The sequence below is a fragment of the Psychrobacter sp. 1044 genome (genome assembly GCF_904846525.1).
In the GTDB taxonomy this organism is placed as follows: Bacteria; Pseudomonadota; Gammaproteobacteria; order Pseudomonadales; family Moraxellaceae; genus Psychrobacter.
Genome location: NZ_CAJHAZ010000011.1, coordinates 86,647 through 106,152, shown reverse-complemented (window position 1 = coordinate 106,152; position 19,506 = coordinate 86,647). Strand labels below are relative to the sequence as shown.

At 44.1% G+C, this 19,506-nt stretch carries 12 protein-coding genes; 7 read left to right on the top strand and 5 right to left on the bottom strand.

Annotated features, from left to right (window positions below; genetic code table 11):
- Nucleotides 1-287: 287 nt before the first annotated feature.
- The 4 genes from JMX82_RS09420 to JMX82_RS09405 all read right to left on the bottom strand — a co-directional run bounded on the left by JMX82_RS09420 (nt 288) and on the right by JMX82_RS09405 (nt 4,336).
- Complete coding sequence (locus JMX82_RS09420) at nt 288-1,145, bottom strand: ABC transporter ATP-binding protein (protein WP_201540354.1); 858 nt, start codon at nt 1,143-1,145, stop codon at nt 288-290.
- Nucleotides 1,146-1,160: 15 nt separating this feature from the next.
- Nucleotides 1,161-2,147: a FecCD family ABC transporter permease gene (locus tag JMX82_RS09415; protein WP_201540353.1), complete on the bottom strand. Its 987-nt coding sequence runs from the start codon at nt 2,145-2,147 to the stop codon at nt 1,161-1,163.
- 47 nt (nt 2,148-2,194) lie between these two features.
- Complete coding sequence (locus JMX82_RS09410) at nt 2,195-3,052, bottom strand: heme/hemin ABC transporter substrate-binding protein (RefSeq protein WP_265089316.1); 858 nt, start codon at nt 3,050-3,052, stop codon at nt 2,195-2,197.
- A gap of 150 nt (nt 3,053-3,202) precedes the next feature.
- Nucleotides 3,203-4,336 (bottom strand): ChuX/HutX family heme-like substrate-binding protein, encoded by a 1,134-nt coding sequence (locus JMX82_RS09405; protein WP_201540352.1) that lies wholly within the window; start codon nt 4,334-4,336, stop codon nt 3,203-3,205.
- A gap of 476 nt (nt 4,337-4,812) precedes the next feature.
- Between JMX82_RS09405 and JMX82_RS09400 the strand changes: the two genes are divergently transcribed.
- The 5 genes from JMX82_RS09400 (at nt 4,813) to JMX82_RS09380 (ending at nt 14,302) form a co-directional block, all read left to right on the top strand.
- Nucleotides 4,813-6,993, top strand: a complete 2,181-nt coding sequence (locus JMX82_RS09400; RefSeq protein WP_201540351.1) for a TonB-dependent receptor plug domain-containing protein — start codon at nt 4,813-4,815, stop codon at nt 6,991-6,993.
- Nucleotides 6,994-7,095: 102 nt separating this feature from the next.
- The gene (locus JMX82_RS09395) at nt 7,096-8,361 is read left to right on the top strand and encodes an HmuY family protein (protein WP_201540350.1); all 1,266 of its coding nucleotides are present in this window, start codon (nt 7,096-7,098) and stop codon (nt 8,359-8,361) included.
- Nucleotides 8,362-8,708: 347 nt separating this feature from the next.
- Nucleotides 8,709-9,848 carry a siderophore-interacting protein gene (locus JMX82_RS09390; protein WP_201540349.1) on the top strand — a complete coding sequence of 380 codons (1,140 nt, stop codon included), beginning with the start codon at nt 8,709-8,711 and terminating at the stop codon, nt 9,846-9,848.
- Nucleotides 9,849-10,188: 340 nt separating this feature from the next.
- Nucleotides 10,189-12,477 carry a TonB-dependent receptor gene (locus tag JMX82_RS09385; protein WP_201540348.1) on the top strand — a complete coding sequence of 763 codons (2,289 nt, stop codon included), beginning with the start codon at nt 10,189-10,191 and terminating at the stop codon, nt 12,475-12,477.
- 112 nt (nt 12,478-12,589) lie between these two features.
- Entirely contained in the window at nt 12,590-14,302 is a 1,713-nt protein-coding gene (locus JMX82_RS09380; RefSeq protein WP_201540347.1) for a multidrug ABC transporter permease/ATP-binding protein, read from the top strand.
- Between the two features lie 121 nt (nt 14,303-14,423).
- Here the strand turns inward: JMX82_RS09380 and JMX82_RS09375 are convergent, their stop codons facing one another.
- Nucleotides 14,424-15,938 (bottom strand): PepSY-associated TM helix domain-containing protein, encoded by a 1,515-nt coding sequence (locus JMX82_RS09375; RefSeq protein ID WP_201540346.1) that lies wholly within the window; start codon nt 15,936-15,938, stop codon nt 14,424-14,426.
- Nucleotides 15,939-16,294: 356 nt separating this feature from the next.
- Between JMX82_RS09375 and JMX82_RS09370 the strand changes: the two genes are divergently transcribed.
- Together JMX82_RS09370 and JMX82_RS09365 are read left to right on the top strand one after the other, a co-directional pair.
- Nucleotides 16,295-18,508, top strand: a complete 2,214-nt coding sequence (locus JMX82_RS09370; protein WP_201540345.1) for a TonB-dependent siderophore receptor — start codon at nt 16,295-16,297, stop codon at nt 18,506-18,508.
- A 105-nt stretch (nt 18,509-18,613) separates the two neighbouring features.
- Complete coding sequence (locus JMX82_RS09365; RefSeq protein ID WP_201540344.1) at nt 18,614-19,357, top strand: siderophore-interacting protein; 744 nt, start codon at nt 18,614-18,616, stop codon at nt 19,355-19,357.
- Nucleotides 19,358-19,506: the final 149 nt, after the last annotated feature.

Genomic DNA, 19,506 nt, shown 5'->3' with positions numbered 1-19,506 from the left:
GTGGTTTACAGTTTCTACTAAATTCGATCGTTATGCGAGTTTACTGCAAAATTTTTTAGGTTTAAAATTATTTATTAACTGAAAATCATCCTGTTGGTATGGTTATATTAAGCATATTTGCTTCACTACAATAGTTAAGATGTAAAAAAACCCTTCATGCTATTATTTATATAGCATGAAGGGTTTTTTACTGCCGAATAAATCAGTGCGATAGATACAGATTAAAAAGCCAAGTTGATCATCAAATGCCTATCGTAAAGTCAAAATAATAACTCAAGTGCTCAGAATCATACAAACACCAAGCCATCTTCAGTCTGATGCACCTTAATATCGACATCATAAACATCACTTAATTGCGAGCGTGTCATCACCTTACTAGGCGTTCCTTGTGCAACAACTTCTCCCCCATTTAATAATACCACTTCATCAGTATAGCGATGCGCATGGGTCAAATCATGTAACACAACTAAGATACTTTTGCGTTGATGTCGCACCAAATTATGCAAATAATGAAGTAAAAAACGCTGATGGCGAATATCAAGATGATTGGTCGGCTCATCAAACATCATGATTTTAGTGTCTTGCATCAGTGCACGCACGATAGCCAAGCGCTGTTTTTCACCGCCTGATAAGGTTTGCACGCGGGCACTGACCAAACTTGATAACTCAAAATCCTGTAGTAAACGTTGCGCGCGCTCAACATGATGGCTATTTGGGCGCTGATACCATGCAAGATTTGGCGAGACTCCTAACAGCGCATAATCCAATACCGTTAACGGCAGCTCAAAACGCTCATGTTGTCCAACCCAAGCGATATGACCATCATTCATGACCTCGTTGATTGGCTGACCGTAAATCGTAATGTGACCATCCGTTTTAAGCGCGGTTCCTGTGTGTTGACCTAAAACCGTATGCAGCAACGTACTTTTACCTGCGCCATTTGGTCCGATAAAGGCGACCAGTTTTTGGCTTGGCACGGTTAGTTTGTCTATCTTTAACAATGTTTTATGACCGTGCGAGATATGAATATCTTGCATCGACAACAGCTCGCCTGCATCACTACTCTTGATATTACTACTATCTATATTGCTTTCTCGATTTGCTAGCGATGTCTTTGATGTAGCCGTAAAATACGAATGAAACATAAATACTCTCTCCAATTAACGGCGGCTACTACGTACAAACAGCCAAATAAAGAATGGACCGCCAAGCAACGCTAAAACGATGCCAACGGGCACATCCACTGGATAAGCAACATGCCGCGCCGCGCCATCAATGACGAGTAATAATATCGCCCCAAGCCAGCCAGACCAAATCATGAGACGCATACGTCCGCCGCCAAACAGAATAGCCAGCAGGTTTGGTACCATCATGCCAATAAAACCAATGACGCCTGCTAAAGACACCGCTGCCCCTGTTAATAATGCCGAGGCAATCACGACCAAACAACGAACCACACCCACCTTGATACCCAAGGACTTAGCGGCTGCCTCACCGAGCATCAACCCGTCCAACTGGCGACCTAACGGTAATAAAATCGCTAAGCCTAAAACCATAGAAATAATTGAATATCGCAGCGGTACAAAGCCCGCTTCTGCCATACTGCCTGACAGCCAATTGGTAGCGGAGCGCAGCACCATGTCATCAGACATGAATAAAATCAGGCTGACGACAGCGGCACAAAAAGCACTAATGACAAATCCCAATATCAGCAAGCCCATCTGCCCACCACCCAAAAACCGATGACAAGCGAGAATAAATAAACAGACCAATACGCTTCCGGTAAACGCCGCAAGCGGTATTCCAATGCCGCCAAACCCCAATGCCAGAACCAAAACAACACCAAGCGCTGCGCCACCTGATGTACCGATTAAGCTAGGGTCCGCTAAAGGATTTTCAAATAAAGCCTGTAATGCTGCACCACTAACTGACAACGCCATACCAACCAGTAATGCCGTCACCACACGCGGATAACGCAGCTGCCAAATAGTATCGTCAAGATGGCTAGGGCTTGACCATTCGCCAAAGCCAATACCAAGCGCCAACCAAATTAGCAACAAAGATATGACAGCGGCAGTAATATAGTAGATGCTAGGTTTATGTTTTCTAGTTTGTGTAGAGATAGAAGCAGAAATCGTATTTGCCATGTGAGATGTCATTTTTTTGAATATGAGATAAAGTATTTTTTCTTAGGCTATTTTGCTACAGCGTTCAGCTTTTTTAAGACGTCAGGCGAATGCAAGCCATAACGCAGAAAGTCATCGGCTGGCCAAAAGTGTACGCCGCCCTTCTTGCCTGCGGCACTTGCTGCAATCTCTGGACGTTTACTAAATTTACTGACCCCGCCAACCACTGCCTGATTATGATCGGCAATAATAATCACATCGGGTTTGGCGGCCAGCCAGCCTTCACGGGACATAGGTTTTAACCCCGATACGTTTGCAGCGTTAATCCCACCAGCTCGGCGAATCAACTCATCCCCTACCGTACCCTTACCTGCAACAATACGACCATCGTAACTTAATAAATAGCGCTTACCAGTTTTTGCCATTGGACTCATCCCTGTATTCCAACGCTTCGCAAGCTGCGACCCTTCAGCTTTTTTATCAACGTAACTGCCGATAGATTTAATACTATTGGCAAAGGTGCTTACCTCTTCTTTGGGCGCGACATTGACGGCTTTAACTTTTAAGCCGTTTAAGCGCTGATAAATACTCGCAGGCTGCACCATATAACTGCCGAGCACTAAATCAGGCTTGACCGCCAACACTGACTCGGCAGTGATATTACGGTGCATACCCACGGCTGGTACATTCTTTAACGCTGGATTATGATTGGTCGCATCTTTACCGACCAATTTATCGGTCGCTCCTAGTGCCACTACGACGTCTGCAACATCGGGGCTCATTGCGACAATACGATCATAAGCTTGGGCAGAAAGTGAGGGCACGGCAAATGCGCCAATAATGGCAGCAGTGCTGATAGCACGACTCATCAATTTTTTATTTATCACTGCGTGAGTTATTACTGTTTTTGATAATGCAGAAGACATAAGCATTCCTAATTTGCTAACGTAAAAAATGACACTATTAACAGAACCATTAACGTGTATTAAGCATCCCAAATAACTCACACAACAGCTATGGCTTATCCGTTATGTTAGTGTCAATATCGCAAAATTTGCTGATTTTTTATGACGGGTTTACACGCTCTCTTCTTCAGCCATAACCACTGGTGCTAAGGCTTCTGCATATGGATGCGCTTCGATAACCGTCGAGACAATTTGCTGCCATGCTTCAAGCTCAGGCGTGCCTTCAATTCGCTGACCAAACACGCTAAAGATACTGATGCCGTGACCATCAAAACCTTCGATACAAGTCACGATGCCGTCTTTGGTTGGGCGCTTAACGCTCCACACTTGCGCCAATGCTTTGTCTTTTAAATGCAGCGTAAAGTCATTATGATCTTTATCTAAAATATTGAACCAATCGCCCATACGCTTGAGTGTCTGTACCGTTCCTGTCTGAATCTGCACCAGACCACTATTACCAACAAATATCATAATCGGACATTTGACATCGCGTGCTTGCTCAAATACCGCTTCGACCGCGCTAATATTAAGCTGCTGCGTCATCTGCTCTGGTGCTTGACGGTAGCTACTAGCACGATCTATATCGAGATTTTTTAATAATGAATGAAACTGATGCACATCTGTCATTGCTTGCCAGCCTTGCTGTAGCTGCGCACTCTCCGCCTCGCCCAGCGCCTTGTAACGCCAGTCATTTATCGGCTCTTGTGCCTCTAACGTCAGCGTCTCATTATTCACCGTTTGCTGCTCCTCCTGAATAATTGCTTGCCAGCGCGCAATATTCTCAGCGCTTAACTCTCGTAGATAGACTTTGTCGATAGCAGCACCTTGGGCGTTATAGAACTGAATACTATAAGACGGTTTATCCGCGCGGCTGGTATCCGTTACCGCCAGCATATGCCGCCATTGCCACATAAAAAATCGCAAATCTAGACCACCCACATTGAGTGCCAATCCCATCTTTTCGCCAAGCTTAAGATTATGATATGGCGCGGTTTTTTCATGCACGGCCAGCTCGTTTCTAACAATACTTTCCATTTCACCAAAGTTTTCAAATTGCTTTAATACAGTTTTGCACTGATCACCCATATACTGGCTATAAGGGGATGCTAACATCAGTTCAAACTCGCTGATGCCTAGCGCAGCCGCTCCTTCTGTGGGAAATAACATCGGTGTTTTTGCTTTTAATGCTTGGTACTGTTGCCACAGCTCAGTATTTTTTTTGGTTAACGATAACGGTTGACTCATGATGGTCTCCATAAAATGAATAGCAGTAAAAAAGCCAATGATCTTGGCTATATAGTATTGAGATATGAATATCTTCAGAAAATAGCAGCGACGATGATGATTGATGTTTGATAAAACCAATGCCTGCTGTACTACAGTGCTTGCAAGGATGCAGCAAGAGTGTATTTACCAAGCAGACTTTTGGCAATTATCGCTTCTATTTCATCATTTATAATTCTGTCTTTAGGCTTCGGACGAAATCATTATGGCAACATTTTCTCACTTTGTAAATAATAATAATTATCATTTACATCTTGATAATTATTATCGTTTGAAATACTATGTCTGGACTTTGTTACTTAATCTAGTGAATCAAGTAACCAAACCTTTAATAATTAATACTATGAAACGGTCGCTTTAGATCGCTCTTTTTGTAGCAAAAGGTCTTTAAGCAACGCGACTTTCTTACTTTCTCTTTTACGATGGCTGTTTTATTTATGTCAATTTTAGCGTTTGATTTATCGTTGACTCATACGGGACTAGACACCCATCCCTCACTGCTGCGTCGTAGCCCATTAGCCATAAGTGTTGCATTAGCATTGTTTGCATTCACGTCAGTTTTAGCCCAAGCAGCGCCAATTTTCGCAGAGACGAATGGTGATATGACCGACGATGCAGCCATGCCGAGCACACGTTTAGACCCTATCGTGGTAACGGCAACTCGCTCTGAGCGCGCTTTAAGTGATGCGCCAGTTGTCCTGCAAGTACTTAGTCGCCAACAGCTTGATGACAACCATGCGCATACTTTAAAAGAAGCGCTGGCCTTGTTGCCCAATGTCTACTTACGTGAAGTCCACGGCAAGACAGGTTACGAAGTCAGCATGCAAGGCTTCACAGGTGATCAAGTATTAGTGTTGATTGACGGTTTGCCGATTACGGCAAGCACTGGCTCGACAGTAAACTTGAATCAATATATGAATATGGATATTGAGCAAATAGAAGTGGTGCAAGGAGTGGCATCAGCGCAGTTTGGTAGTGCAGCGATGGGCGGCGTCATTAATATCATAACCAAACCCATTGGCGCGGCGACAGGACATATCACCACCGAGATTGCCAGCAATGGGCAGCAAAATCCCTCTGGTAAAAAGCTAGATGCTAATAAGCGCTATGTAGAAGCCAGCGTGGAAGGGGCATTGGATAAGAACCAGCGCTTTCACGCGCGTCTATCAGGCTCGTATCTGGACAATGATGGTTTGAGCTTAGACCATGAAGCATGGCCCAGATTAAAAGATGCCAGCGAGCAATCACAAGTCAGCGCCCGCCTCAGCTACCGCCCTGACGGTAACGACACATCAGGTAATAACAATGACCGCAACGATAGCCGACTGGTCAAAAACTCTCAATATTGGCTAGAAGCCAGCCACTATAAAGAAGACGATATCAGCCGTTTTAATTATTATGTCGCGCCGCGCTATTTGGCACAGCAAAGAGATGAGCATATTACTAAGCAGCGCTTTAGTATCGGTGCACGCGCTGATATCGCGCCGCATGTCGATGATCGCAGCAGGACTTATCGATTGTCCGCTCAAGCGCTGCATGAGGAATATCAAAGTGCATCCAATACTAAAACACAGCAAGCCATCACTAGTGCCCGTGATACAGAGATTAGTACGACGTTGGCACAAGCCCAGATCGATCTACCTGAGCTATTGCTATCCGATAAGCACCTTCATCTTATCCAAGTCGGCGGTCAGGTTCAGCAAGACAAGTTAAGCCAAACGAAAAACCAAGTCAGCGAGCTTATCAGCGATGACGTCAGCCGTGATGTCGGTGAGCTGTATCTACAAGATGATTGGCTGATCGGCGATAACTGGGAAGTGTTGAGCGGTGTTCGCTATCAAAACGATGAAGACTTTGGTGGCCATACTGCACCAAAAGTGTCACTCAAATACAACCATTTGGATGCAAGCGGGCGCGACCATGTCTTTCGTAGCAGCATTGGCGGTGGTTATCGCGTGCCCAATCTAAAAGAACGATACTACGTCTTTGACCATAGCAATTTGGGTTATAAAGTCATGGGCAACCCCGACTTGCAGCCTGAAACCTCAACCAGTTACCAGATCGGCTATCAAGGTCAGCTGAGCGACACCATGAATTTGACGGTCAATGGTTTTTATAACGAGATAGATGACCTGATTCAGACCGATGAAGACAATGCGAGCTTTGAGGGAAATATCGCCATTTATAAATATATGAACGTCGATAGTGCCAAAACCTATGGCGGCGATATTGGCATTGATTGGCAAGTGGACGAGCGCGCCAAACTACAAGCCAGCTACGCTTACCTCAAGACGCATAACAATGTCACCGATACCGAGCTGACCTATAAGCCCAATCACAAAGCGATGCTGGCACTAGATTATCAGCTTAATGACAAATTACAGCTGATCCCGCGCCTCAATTATGAATCCAAACAGCTGATTAGTACCAGCGAGCAAGCATATTCACCGTCTTGGTGGACGCTCGATAGCAAGCTCAATTATGACGCCACTGCAAACTTGAGCTTGTATGCAGCGATTAATAATATCTTTGATGTGCAGCGTGATGTCACCGATACCAGTGACTACCGTCCCATTGATAATCGCGAGTGGTTACTTGGCGCCAGCTACCATTGGTAAGCTTTTGATTCACAATCATTCTAAAGCAAGTGTATTTGTACCGCTATTTTTACCCTTATTTTGTACCCTCTATCTGAAACCACAACCATCAAGGAAGCTGATATGACCCCCATTTCCCCAGCAGTTCACACCAAGCCGACCAAATTGGCATTATTTTTCAGTAGCAGTATTTTAGTATTCAGCATGACTGGCTGCGGTGGCGGCGGTGATGGTGCCAGTAGTGGCAGTAACGGTAATGGCGGCACTACCCCGCCTGTGAGCAGTGCTAGCTTTAGCGAAACGGCTACTTGGCAAGTCACCAATCTAGCGCCTAATACTGCGACCTGTTATGACTTTGATGCCAAAGCTGAAAGCTCGTGTGCTGAGGATAAGTGGGATATCAAGTTTGATAATCAAGCGCGTTCGGTCAAGCTTTGGTCAAATAGCGGTGATTCTGGTGCTGGCAAAGGTGGTGTTTTTGGTTTAATCGATTGGTCAGATTTGAGCCGTTATAGCAATGCAACTCAAGATCCTGATACCAGTCGTGATATTACCATGCACTACAATGAAGACCGTAGTGGTGGTATTTTTGATGCACAGCCTTGGTTTGAATACAATTTAAAAGACAACCATCAGCTTTACCCGAACAATCGTGTCTATCTTGTCACTACAGATAATAGCAGCGCCATTACAGACAGCAGCGTACAGCAGCCTATTTATGCCATGCAGATTACCAACTACTATAATAATGCTGGAACCTCTGGCTACCCTACTCTGCGCTGGATTGATACGGCGCTACCGAATAAGGTACAGACGAAAACCATCGATGCCTCAAACAATGATAACTGGGTCTATTTTGATCTAACCACAGGACAAAGTAGCACCGATAAAAACAGTACTTGGCAGATTGGTTTTAAGCGTAATAGCGTCATTTTAAATGGTGGCGATTCTGCGATTGGCACTAATAAAGGCAAAGTTGGTGGTTTCTTATCAAAAACACCAATAGGGTATTATGATGATAAAGGTGAGCCCATTGTCAGTAAGTTTATGACCGATGGTAGTGCGGCGACTTTAACCGACCTTACCAACACCGCTGTGTACGATAAACCGATGAGTGCCAGAAGCTGGGTCATTGATAGTAAAGGCTCGGATCTCAATCCTGCTTATACGGGTAATTTCCCGAACCTAGACTTTGGCTGGTATACCTACAATGGCATGACGCATCAACTAAATGCCAAAGCGGTTGACAGCGCTCAAGGCGCGCTCATTAGATCCGCTGAAGGCAATAGCTATGCCCGCGTGCGTTTAGATAAAATCAATTACCCTGATAACTCAGCGACGACTGCGACCTCATGGGAATTTAAAATAGACATTCAACCTGCTCCTTAACACTCTACTGTTCGACTTTAGCTCGCCCAACCTATTTTTGTAAGCTATCAAACCTTGCAAAAATAGGTTGGGCGATCACGTTTATACACAGTTTAAGAGTCACCACTGCCAATTATTACAAGAAAAATATTAGTCACTCGATAACACCTGTCCTTTTATGATTGTAAATAAATTAACCTATGGTATATTATCGTAATAAAAATATAGGTGATATTAATAATCATTAACATTTGCATGTTTTATACTTATTAACTATTACATTTCCATCTTGCCCTTAACCAGCAGCCAATCATTTTAAAAAAAATTTTGCTGAATAATTATTTGAATTTTGGCTTGGATGACATTTTATGGCTCAACCACTTACTCAGTACGATTTTGATAAAACACCGCTCGACATGGCTGACAAAGCCCAGTTTATGAGTCATGTCAATGAAGAGCATCAAGATGAACTCGCGATGTTTATCAATGCCTTTACTAACACGGCAGTGAGTGAGCACGAGATCGCCTCGATAGCAGAGCTGTATACTGATGGGATATTAATGGATGTCACAACCGCCCATCATGACGACGATACCTTAACAAACAGCAGCAAGCTCAGCCGTCAATATTTTATTGATTTTACAGTTCCTATTAGTGACTCTATGACGCTACAGGAGCAATATATAACGCTATTGCAAACCTCTGCCAATAAGCTTGGCAAGCGCACGATCAAGCTTCAAGAACAGCGTTTTACGGTCATTAATGGCTATTACGCCAGCCCCAATATGTATCGACTGCTGGTAACCGCACCCGATAGTACGCCACTCTCTCATCCGGGCTACGCGTATTTGTTTGAGCTGGATGCGGACGGTCTATCTGCTAAAAAACACCAGTCAAAAGACCATTCAAGAGATAGCAACAAACCTTTGCAGCGCTACTATACCTTACGAAAAGCATGGCGAGATTTGATCAGCTCGTCCGTCCAAGCGTGGATAGACGTTTATATTCATGGCGATACGGCAGGAGGCAATTGGGTGCGCGCGCTTGACTGTGGCACTCAAATCAAAACAGTACGTGAATATCCAGAGAAGATAGAACATCTCAGCACTGGTCAATGCTTACTCATCTGTGATGAAACCTCCTTACCTACGGTGGCCAATCTATTGGAAAACTGGCAGAATCCATTGCCGCCCCTCGTCATTGCCATCACTAATGATCCAGACGATATCCGTTATCTACATACCCTAACGCTCAGTAATCCACTACGCCATAATGCGCATTTTTTGCAAGATAATGTGTGCCAGCTGGTTAATACCCAAACAACTGATATTACTGAGCAAATAATGACATTATTAAATATACAATTTGCGCGACTGCCTGTCAAAATTGACAAAGTATGGGGCGCGCTGGAAGCAGCGGATATCAAATCATTACGACAGCAACTAAAGGCAAACCTTGGGCTATCACGTCAGGATATGGTCATTAAAGTCTACTGGCGTGCGCAATAATCATTAGGTTTTTTATAAGTGGCATTTTCTATAAATAGCAAGCATTTAATAAGTAGCATTTTTTGTAAACAGCAAACATTTAATAAGTAGCAAACATTTAGTTATAAGCAGAAAGCATTTAGACACTTACCAACCACTTGTGCTGACTGCTAAATTGAGCGATTAGCAATCTTTGCTGCTGGTGTAGCGCGACTAATCAACTTTAGACGACTTAATTTTTTTCCTAACGAAAACGTACACTTAATACGATAAAAATATATTGAGATTTAATCCAGTAATATATTGTAATGAAAATGATTATCATTATAATAAGCATTTAATCTATGTGCTGGAAATATTCATGCAACTGTCTCGTTTATACTCTGCTTTATTTCGCCCTACTCTATTGAATATGTCTCGCCATCCCTTGTCATTAAAATCACTGTGCTCATCTTGTCTGTCCACATCGGTAATACTACTGGGTGCAAGCCAAGTCGCGTGGGCACAAACAGATTTAAGTGCTGACGCTCAATCCGATACCCCAAGCGTGGTACTCGATGAGATTATCGTGACCAGTAGTGCTGATGCATCAGCCGATGGGTTGCCAGATGCCTATGAAGGTGGTCAAGTAGCGACAGGAAGCCGTGTCGGAATCTTGGGCAATCAAGACATCATGGACACGCCATTCTCCACTACCTCATATACCAATGAGTATATCAGCAATCAACAAGCCCAGAGTGTGGGCGACCTGCTCAAAAAAGACCCGACTGTTCGTGTCGCTAGAGGCTTTGGCAACTTTCAAGAAGCGTACTTTATGCGCGGCTTTGTCACAACCTCTGATGACACCATGTATAACGGTCTATACGGCATATTGCCAAGGCAGTATATCGCAACGGAATTGTTCGAGCGTGTTGAGGTTCAGCGCGGGGCATCCGCCATGCTCAATGGCGCAGCACCCAGTGGTGGTAACGCCGGTGGTACGATTAACCTGCTGCCCAAACGAGCTGGTAATGACCCGCTACGTAAGGTGACACTCGGTTATGGTCAGGGCGATCAAGGCAAAGTTGCCGTAGACGTCAGTGATCGCTTTGGTACTGATGATGCGTTTGGCGTTCGCTTTAATGCTGCTTATCAAGATGGCGACAGCGCGATTGATGATGAATCTTCAACACTGGGTCTGGCAGCGTTAGGATTAGACTACAGAGGCGATCAGTATCGACTATCAGCTGATTTGGGCTGGCAAGACAACAAACTCAAAGAGACCCGTCCTAGTGTCACACTTGCTGGTGTTTCTAGAGTACCAAAAGCACCAGACGGCTCAAAGAATTGGGCGCAGCCTTGGACGTATTCAGATGAAGAAGATGTCTTTGGTACCATTCGAGGAGAATATGATTTTACTGATAATATTACCGCTTATGGTGCTTACGGTGTGCGAAGTGGTGAGGAAGAAAACTCACTGGCCAATCTAACCGTCAACGATGTTGATGGTGCAGGTACGTTTTATCGCTTTGATAATTCTAGAAAAGATTTGGTACAAAGTGCTGAGCTCGGTCTGCGTGGTAAATGGCAAACAGGTGAAGTGGCTCATAATTGGGTACTAGCAGCGGATCTCTATGACCAAGAAGAAAAAGGCGCGTTCGCCTATGATTTTGGTAATCAACCCGTGACCAATTTGTACCATCCCACCGACTACGCTGAGGTCCCTTTTACAAGCACAGCAATCTTCGGTGGTAACTTAGACGATCCGAAGCTAACCAACGAGAAGCAATTCCAAAGCTTTGCGCTAGCCGATACCATATCACTGTTCGATGACAAACTAAAAACCACTTTAGGCGTGCGTCATCAGAATTTAAAAACCACCAGCTATGATCCTAACACTCAGGCTAAAACGGCTGATTACGATAAAAGCGAGTGGACACCAAGCGTTGGAATTGTCTATCAACCAAGCATGGACTGGTCTGTTTATGGTAACTATATCGAAAGCCTAGCGCCAGGCGCAAGGGCACCTCTGACTAATAATGGTGGTGCTGTCACCAATGGTGGTCAAAATTTAGACCCTTATGTGAGTGAGCAAACTGAGGTTGGCGTTAAGTATGATAACGGTCTGATTGGCAGTAGTTTGGCGGTATTCCGCACCGATGAGCCGCGTGCTTATATCAATGACTCAAATACATTTACCGCTGCTGGAGAAAATCGCCATCAAGGGGTGGAATTGACTGTATTTGGTAGCCCAAGCGAAAACATGCGCTTCAATGCTGGTGTTACTTACTTAAAGGCTGAGCAAAAAGACACGGGCGATGTGACGTTCGACGGCAACCGAGTCATCGGACTGCCCACGCTACAAAGCAACGTCAACCTAGAATATGATATTGCGGCAATTGAAGGAATGACGGTGACCGGCGATATCATTCACACAGGCGCACGTTATGCCAATGCTGCCAACAGCTTAAAAGTTGACGGTTATACCACGCTAGATCTAGGTGCTCGCTACAAAACCATGCTCGCTGGACAAGACGTGACGCTAAAAGGCGTGGTTACTAACGTGACAGGAGAGGACTATTGGCAATCAGTGGGTGGTTATGCGGGTGCTGGGTATTTAAATGCTGGTGAGCCTACTGCCCTAAAAGTATCAGCGACTTTCGACTTTTAAGACATGCAGATTAAACCACGTTTATAAGACTTAAATAAAAGGGATTAGGCACAACCTACTCCCTTTTATGTTATCAAAAATACGCAAAAAACCATTCTATTATTGAGCCATTATGTCCTCTCACGCCACCGTTTCTTTATATCAGATGATTTGGGCACACTATCGCCTGCCCTTTCTTAAAGTTATTTTCCTTAATTTGGTGAATGCGGCGGTCAGTGTGGGCATCATTGCCTATATCAATCACACCTTTATCAGTCAGCCTGTTTTTAATACCTTATCGTGGGCGAGCTTGGGTCAATTTTCAGCTTTGGTGGTGCTGCTGTTAGTCACGACCTTCGTATCACAATATGCACTGACTCGTTTGGGGCATCAGTTCGTCTACGAGCTTAGAACCAAGCTGGTCAAACAAATCATCGACACCAAAGTTCCACAAATAGACCATTTGGGTAGCGCACGGTTACTCGCCAGCCTCTCATCAGATATTCAATCAATTACCGTCGCCTTTGTGCGTATGCCAGAGCTGGTGCAAGGCGTTATTTTATCGGTTGGTGTCGCCCTTTATTTAGGCTGGTTGTCGCTGCCATTATTATTGATTGTCATGTTTTGGATTGCGATGACGATTTGGATAAGCACCATTTTAGTGAAGCATGTCTATACTCATTTAAGAGATCTCAGAGAGATCAATGATCGTTTATATGAGGACTATCAATCCATTATAGATGGTCGCAAAGAGCTGGCGCTTAATCAACACCGCGCTGAAAATCTCTATAAAAATGATTTCTTAAATCATGCCAAGTCTTATCAAAATCGAGTGATTAAATCGGATACATATCATTTATCCGCCGTGAATTGGTCGAACATTATGATGTTCGCAGCGATTGGTGTGGTGTTTGCCGTGTCAAATTATCTTGCTATTCCAATGGGTATTGCCACCACTTTCTCCTTAACCATTCTATTCATGCAATCACCCATCCTCCATGCCGTCGGCGCATACCCGACCTTACAAACGGCACAAGTGGCGCTGGATAAAATACAATCGTTGGAATTGGCGGAGTACCAACCAACCTTTACCACGGATATTGTGGTCAACAACTGGCAGTCCATATCATTCAATGATATTGGCTATCGTTATGCAAGTATTGATACCGATGCAAACGAGGTAGTGGTTAAAGAAAATGAGCATGCTAGCGATATCCTAAAATCGGTTAATCTCACCTTAAAACGTGGCGATGTGGTGTTTTTAATCGGGGCGAATGGTAGCGGCAAGTCTACGCTTGCAAAGATTATTACAGGCATTTTCACCCCTAGCATCGGTGCTGTAAAAATAGACAGCCAGCTCGTTGATTCACAGAATAATGCTGATTATCGACAGCTTTTTTCTGCCATTTTTAGCGATCAGCATCTCTTTAAACAGCTGATTGGTAGAGAGGGACAGCAACCCGATGAAGCGCTCGTAAATACATGGCTGCATAAATTGAACTTACAAGATAAAGTCAGCGTGACTAATAATCAATTATCGACCGACAAGCTCTCACAAGGACAACGCAAGCGCTTGGCCATGCTCATTGCCGTGGCTGAACAAAAAGACATACTGCTACTCGATGAATGGGCGGCTGACCAAGATCCTGCCTTTCGCCGCGTGTTTTATCAAACACTGATACCTGAACTCAAAGCCTTGGGTAAAACGCTGTTTATCATCAGTCATGATGATGGTTACTTTGAGCATGCCGATCGATTATTACTGATGAAAGAAGGCAGACTCATTGAGTTAAATGCTGAAGAGCGGCAACGTGCCAGTGCCGATGCCATTGCTATGTTGGCGTAAATACTGGCTTAGTAAAAAGTTAATGGCGAACAATAAAAAATCGGGGCATCTTTTAGAAAGTTGCCCCGATTTTGTGTAAATAAGAATGACTTTTTGAATGGCTCTCTTATTTTATTTAATTTTAAAATAATAATTTCTGTAAAAAACCAACCCGTGAAATGACTAAGAAATCTAGTAATCCGATAGCGACAATCGCGATGATGGCGGTCGGGAATATGATTGCCACTGCTAACAAAGGAATGGCAAACGGCCACCATATAGAAAAACTGAGACCACGCGCTGGTGGATTCAGTCCAACCTTTTCACTGGCATGACGTGGACGGCGTTGCCACCACATGATGTAACCGCTCACACAAATAGCAATAACCGATAAGCAAAATAGGACATTGACCAATACGCTCCACCATCCAAGCGTCCCCATATGAATAGCAATGCCCGCCGCCATAAATTTACCAAAAGCATTATAATCATCAAAGCGGATATCTGCCAAAATATTGCCCGAATAACGATCGATATGTACCGTACGATCAGCCATTGGATTTTTCATATCATAGCTCATTGAGTCTTGGCTAATCGTCCAGACGCCCGTACTACCCTGTGGCAGATTTAATTGGTAACGTCCGACAAAACCAATCTCACGGGCAAATCGATCTACGGTATCAATCATAATCGGTATATTGGACGCGATACCATCCTTGCCAGCGACAGTGCCAGATGCTGGCATTGGTGTCAACTCAAGCACCCAAGGCACATCTTTGGTACTACCCGTATTTAGTGCATCACCATGCGTGGGTGCTGTGACGGGTGTTGCTCCATGAACGTGCGGCGTGGCTTCAGCGTTATTCATATCCATACCAACATGATGTTGACTGTGATCAATAGAAAGCGGCATTGGCGCAACGCCCCATTTGCCCGCAGGAAACTGACTCCATGCCTGTACCATACGCTCGCCCCAGATGCCTGCCCATGCCATTCCTGAAATACAGAAAAACAGTAGCAACACAGATATCCAACTGCCCAATGTCGCATGAATGGTACGTATGAATGAGCGTTTTTTCTTATTATTTACAGCATCATTGGGGATAAGCATGGCCTTGAGTGATTTGCGTTTTTGCCACCACAGATACCAACCCGTTAGAATCATTAAGATGGTTAATGACGCAGTGGTTTCTTGGATATAGTCACCGACTTTGCCCAATAGTAAATCAGCATGAATATCATTAAAGGTATAGTACAGACCACTATTAGTCGGTGTGCTTTTAACGATATCAGCCGTATAAGGATTCACCGCCACCATATTCTCATGACTGGCTGACTTAACTTGAAACAAGGCAACGGTGTCCGTATCACGAGGCGCGATATATTTCACCAGCGTGCTGTCAGGTAAAGTGTTCAACGCATTTTTAGCTTGCGTAGAAATAGGGGCGGTAATTAGTGCTGTCATCGCTGAATCTGGGATGATAATAGTGAGGCGATCGTCATCACGACCTGCAATGTTAGACATCAACAGCATGCCAAGTGCGCTGCAAGCTAGGATAATTAAGAAAGGTGCTATAAACATTCCTGCATAAAAATGCCAACGCCATACCGTAAAATAGCGTTGAGTATTGGTTGATTGACTTGTATGTCTGTTCATAAATATGACCTTTAACAATCTTTGGTTGCTCAATGAACGACCTAGACTTATTAATAGTAGTAATAAATCCTGTCTGCCGGTTGATCTAAAAGTTTATTCCAAATAGACGGCTGCATCATACGAGAAAAGCCCTGTAAGCACCATTACTTATAGTCAAAAATTATCGTCATATTAGGGCGTTTCTTCAATTTTCATGTTTGCATCATAGTCATCTTGATGGGCTAAAAATGGGGCTACTTCACTCGACATCTTACTAACAGCGCTTTGTTTGTAAATTTTTAATGATAATGATAATCATTAATGTTATTATTCCTTTTCTTTCGCTTTCGGCATTTGATAACTTACAAGGAAATATGATGCGTTTTATCTCAACGTCTACATCCATTCGTCAAAAACGTTTAACTCTCGCGGTGCAACTGGGATTGGCAATGGTTTTGAGCCATGCAGCTTATGCTGAGACAATGCCGAATAACATCGAAAATAGTGTTGAGAACGACGTCGATAATGATGTTAATAATGATGAGACCGTGACACCATCGACCACCCTGGATACCATTACTGTCTATGCCAACAACTACCGTAGTACGGGCACCAAAACAGCATTAGACCCTAATGATGCACCCATGAGCTATACGAGAATCGATCAAGCGCTATTGCAAAAACGTCAAGCAGACAGCGTCAATGCAGCGTTACGTTATGAGCCAGGGGTGAGTACTGAGAGTCGCGGTACGGTGTCCATCTTTGATGAATACAATATTCGCGGTTTTAAGACTTACTCCAATTTTTACGATGGATTAAGACTGCCCTACGATGGGGCTTGGAATCTGATGCCGCAAGTCGATATCTACGCAACAGAAGCAGTGGAAGTGGTCAAAGGGCCAGCATCCTCACTCTATGGCTATGCATCTCCAGGTGGCATGGTCAATCAAGTCGCCAAAACCCCAAAAAGCACTCAAGCATCTGAGGTACAGTTGCGAGTGGGTAATCAAAACCTAAAAGAAGTGGCGGTCGATACGACAGGACCTATCTCAGACACGCTCAATTATCGACTGGTGGCGTTAAAACGACAAAAAGACGGGCAGATGCAAACCACAGAAGAAGAACGTACCCTGATCAATCCGTCACTGCAATGGCAACCGACAAAAGATGTGTCCGTTCTTGCCAATCTGTTTTATCAAGATGATCCAGAAATGGTGCCTTCCACCCCACTGCCTGCCGTTGGCACTGTCTACCATGCCAGCTATGGCAAACTGGGCAGTGACGCCTATGCCGGCGATGAGTGGAATCACTTCAGCAAAGAAGTATTTATGCCAAGCGTCACTGTGAACTGGGATATTAATGATAAGTTGACGTTCAAGCACATTCTGCGCTATACCGACGCCGAGGCGCAGCAGCGTAATATGTACAACAGCGGGTTTGTAAGCGGTAGTGATAAGATACTAAATCGCGTGGCCTACACCACCGATGAGAGCATGAGCAACTGGACCACAGACAATCAGCTAGCTTATAAATTCGATACTGCTAATACTTCACATAACCTACTGTTTGGCGTTGAGTATCAAGAGACAGACAGTAGCGCCACTTATTATGATGCTGGCGCAGATGGCACGCCAAATCTTGACTTATCCAATCCAGATTACTCACAAATCAATGCTGATACGTTGCCTTTAGAGGCTTATCGTCAAAATGAAGACGTTGAACAAAGCCAGCTTGGTTTTTATGTACAAGATGAGATGAAATGGCAAGATTTGACAGTAGTAGCAGGCTTACGTCACGATAATTTTGATAGTAGTACTGAGCAAACCAAGGCTTCTGAAGGTGCCATCTATAGTGATAGAACCATTGACAATGATGCCTCGAAAACCAGTGGTCGTCTCGCAGCTATCTATGACTTTGATAATGGGCTATCTCCTTATGCTAGTTATTCTCAGTCGTTTCAGCCAGTGGTCGGTAGTAACTTTATTACCAATGCGCCATTTAAGCCAACGACTGCCGATCAGCTAGAGGCTGGTGTCAAATATCTCTCTGCCAATCGCGCCACACAAGGAACATTAGCAGTATTTGATATCACTCAAAAAAACGTCGTGGTGGCTGATGAAATCAATTATAGAAGTCAAACACAAACGGGTGAAATTACCTCCAAAGGCTTTGAAGTCTCAGGCAGCCATATGCTTAATGATTGGGTAGATATTGCCGCCAGTTATAGCTATACCGATGCTGAAATTACAGAAGATGAATTCAACCCTGAGGTGGTTGGCAATACCCCTGCGCAAACGGCGAAGCACAAGGCAACATTGTGGGCAGATTATTATGCTACTGACAAGCTCAGTCTCAATGCTGGCGTACGCTATGAAGGCGGTATGCAACTTGACAAACAGAACTCAGACGAATTACCAAGCGTGACTTTGGTAGACATTGGCGGCAATTATCAAATCAATCCGATGCTCACTGTCGGCGCGAGTGTCAACAATCTCTTTGATAAAACCTACGTCGGCGCTTGTTATGATATTAACAATTGCTGGATGGGACCTGAGCGCCAAATGTCCGTCAGCCTAAAAGCCAATTTTTAGGCAATGTAGAACTTACCATTACTAGAGAATATCAATCTTATAGAGTGGTCTCATCTCAAATGATGACCTAAACTATCAAATAGTTAAATGAAGGAAAGTATTAATATGGCAAAATCTACCCCAAGAATGCTAGATGTGATTGGCAGTAAATACCTCACGCCACATATGTGCCGTGTCACGCTTGGCGGTGCTGGACTGACTGATTTTCCGGCAGATCAAGAAAGCGCGTACATTAAGCTGATATTCCCTCAAGGCGATGAGGCTCGACCATTGATGCGTACCTATACCGTCAGCGTTCAACGAGATAATGAGATAGATGTCGATTTTGCGTTGCATGAGACAGAAGGCCCTGCTTCAGCATGGGCACGTAACGCCCAAGTGGGTGAGCAAATATTAGTAGGCGGCCCTGGACCAAAGAAGCTGATTAACAATGAGGCTGATTGGTTTTTATTGATCGGTGATATGACAGCGCTGCCGGCAATTACCGTCAATCTTGCCCAGCTACCTGCTGACGCACACGGCTATGCAGTCCTTGAGATTACCACTGAAGCAGATAAGCAACTACTCAAGAAGCCAGACAACCTTGACATTCATTGGGTGATAAACGCGCATCCAAATGTAGAAACTAGCCCATTACTTGATCGCATTAAAACGCTTACGTGGCTAGCAGGACAACCTGCGGTTTGGGCGGCTTGTGAGTTTCATAGTATGCGAGCATTACGTCAGTACTTCAAAGTTGATCGCCCAATACCCAAAACGCATTTGTACATATCTAGCTATTGGAAAGTCGATAGCACAGAAGACCAGCATAAAATTGTCAAACGAGAGGATGCCCAAAGTATAGAATGATGAGCAATTATGGTTTGTATTTTTGAACTGTTTTGAAAGCGGTTTGAGTAATGATTGATAAATTTTGCGTTACTAATCATTACCCCACTGCTTATATACTTTTGTTGGCTAAATAAAAGTATGGTGACAAAATATAGTGACATTGTAGA

What these genes read in the sequence shown, in the direction of transcription:
- JMX82_RS09420 (WP_201540354.1), bottom strand. Translation starts at nt 1,145, where the DNA reads ATGTTTCATTCGTATTTTACGGCTACATCAAAGACATCGCTAGCAAAT.
- JMX82_RS09415 (WP_201540353.1), bottom strand. Translation starts at nt 2,147, where the DNA reads ATGGCAAATACGATTTCTGCTTCTATCTCTACACAAACTAGAAAACAT.
- JMX82_RS09410 (WP_265089316.1), bottom strand. Translation starts at nt 3,052, where the DNA reads ATGTCTTCTGCATTATCAAAAACAGTAATAACTCACGCAGTGATAAAT.
- JMX82_RS09405 (WP_201540352.1), bottom strand. Translation starts at nt 4,336, where the DNA reads ATGAGTCAACCGTTATCGTTAACCAAAAAAAATACTGAGCTGTGGCAA.
- JMX82_RS09400 (WP_201540351.1), top strand. Translation starts at nt 4,813, where the DNA reads ATGTCAATTTTAGCGTTTGATTTATCGTTGACTCATACGGGACTAGAC.
- JMX82_RS09395 (WP_201540350.1), top strand. Translation starts at nt 7,096, where the DNA reads ATGACCCCCATTTCCCCAGCAGTTCACACCAAGCCGACCAAATTGGCA.
- JMX82_RS09390 (WP_201540349.1), top strand. Translation starts at nt 8,709, where the DNA reads ATGGCTCAACCACTTACTCAGTACGATTTTGATAAAACACCGCTCGAC.
- JMX82_RS09385 (WP_201540348.1), top strand. Translation starts at nt 10,189, where the DNA reads ATGCAACTGTCTCGTTTATACTCTGCTTTATTTCGCCCTACTCTATTG.
- JMX82_RS09380 (WP_201540347.1), top strand. Translation starts at nt 12,590, where the DNA reads ATGTCCTCTCACGCCACCGTTTCTTTATATCAGATGATTTGGGCACAC.
- JMX82_RS09375 (WP_201540346.1), bottom strand. Translation starts at nt 15,938, where the DNA reads ATGAACAGACATACAAGTCAATCAACCAATACTCAACGCTATTTTACG.
- JMX82_RS09370 (WP_201540345.1), top strand. Translation starts at nt 16,295, where the DNA reads ATGCGTTTTATCTCAACGTCTACATCCATTCGTCAAAAACGTTTAACT.
- JMX82_RS09365 (WP_201540344.1), top strand. Translation starts at nt 18,614, where the DNA reads ATGGCAAAATCTACCCCAAGAATGCTAGATGTGATTGGCAGTAAATAC.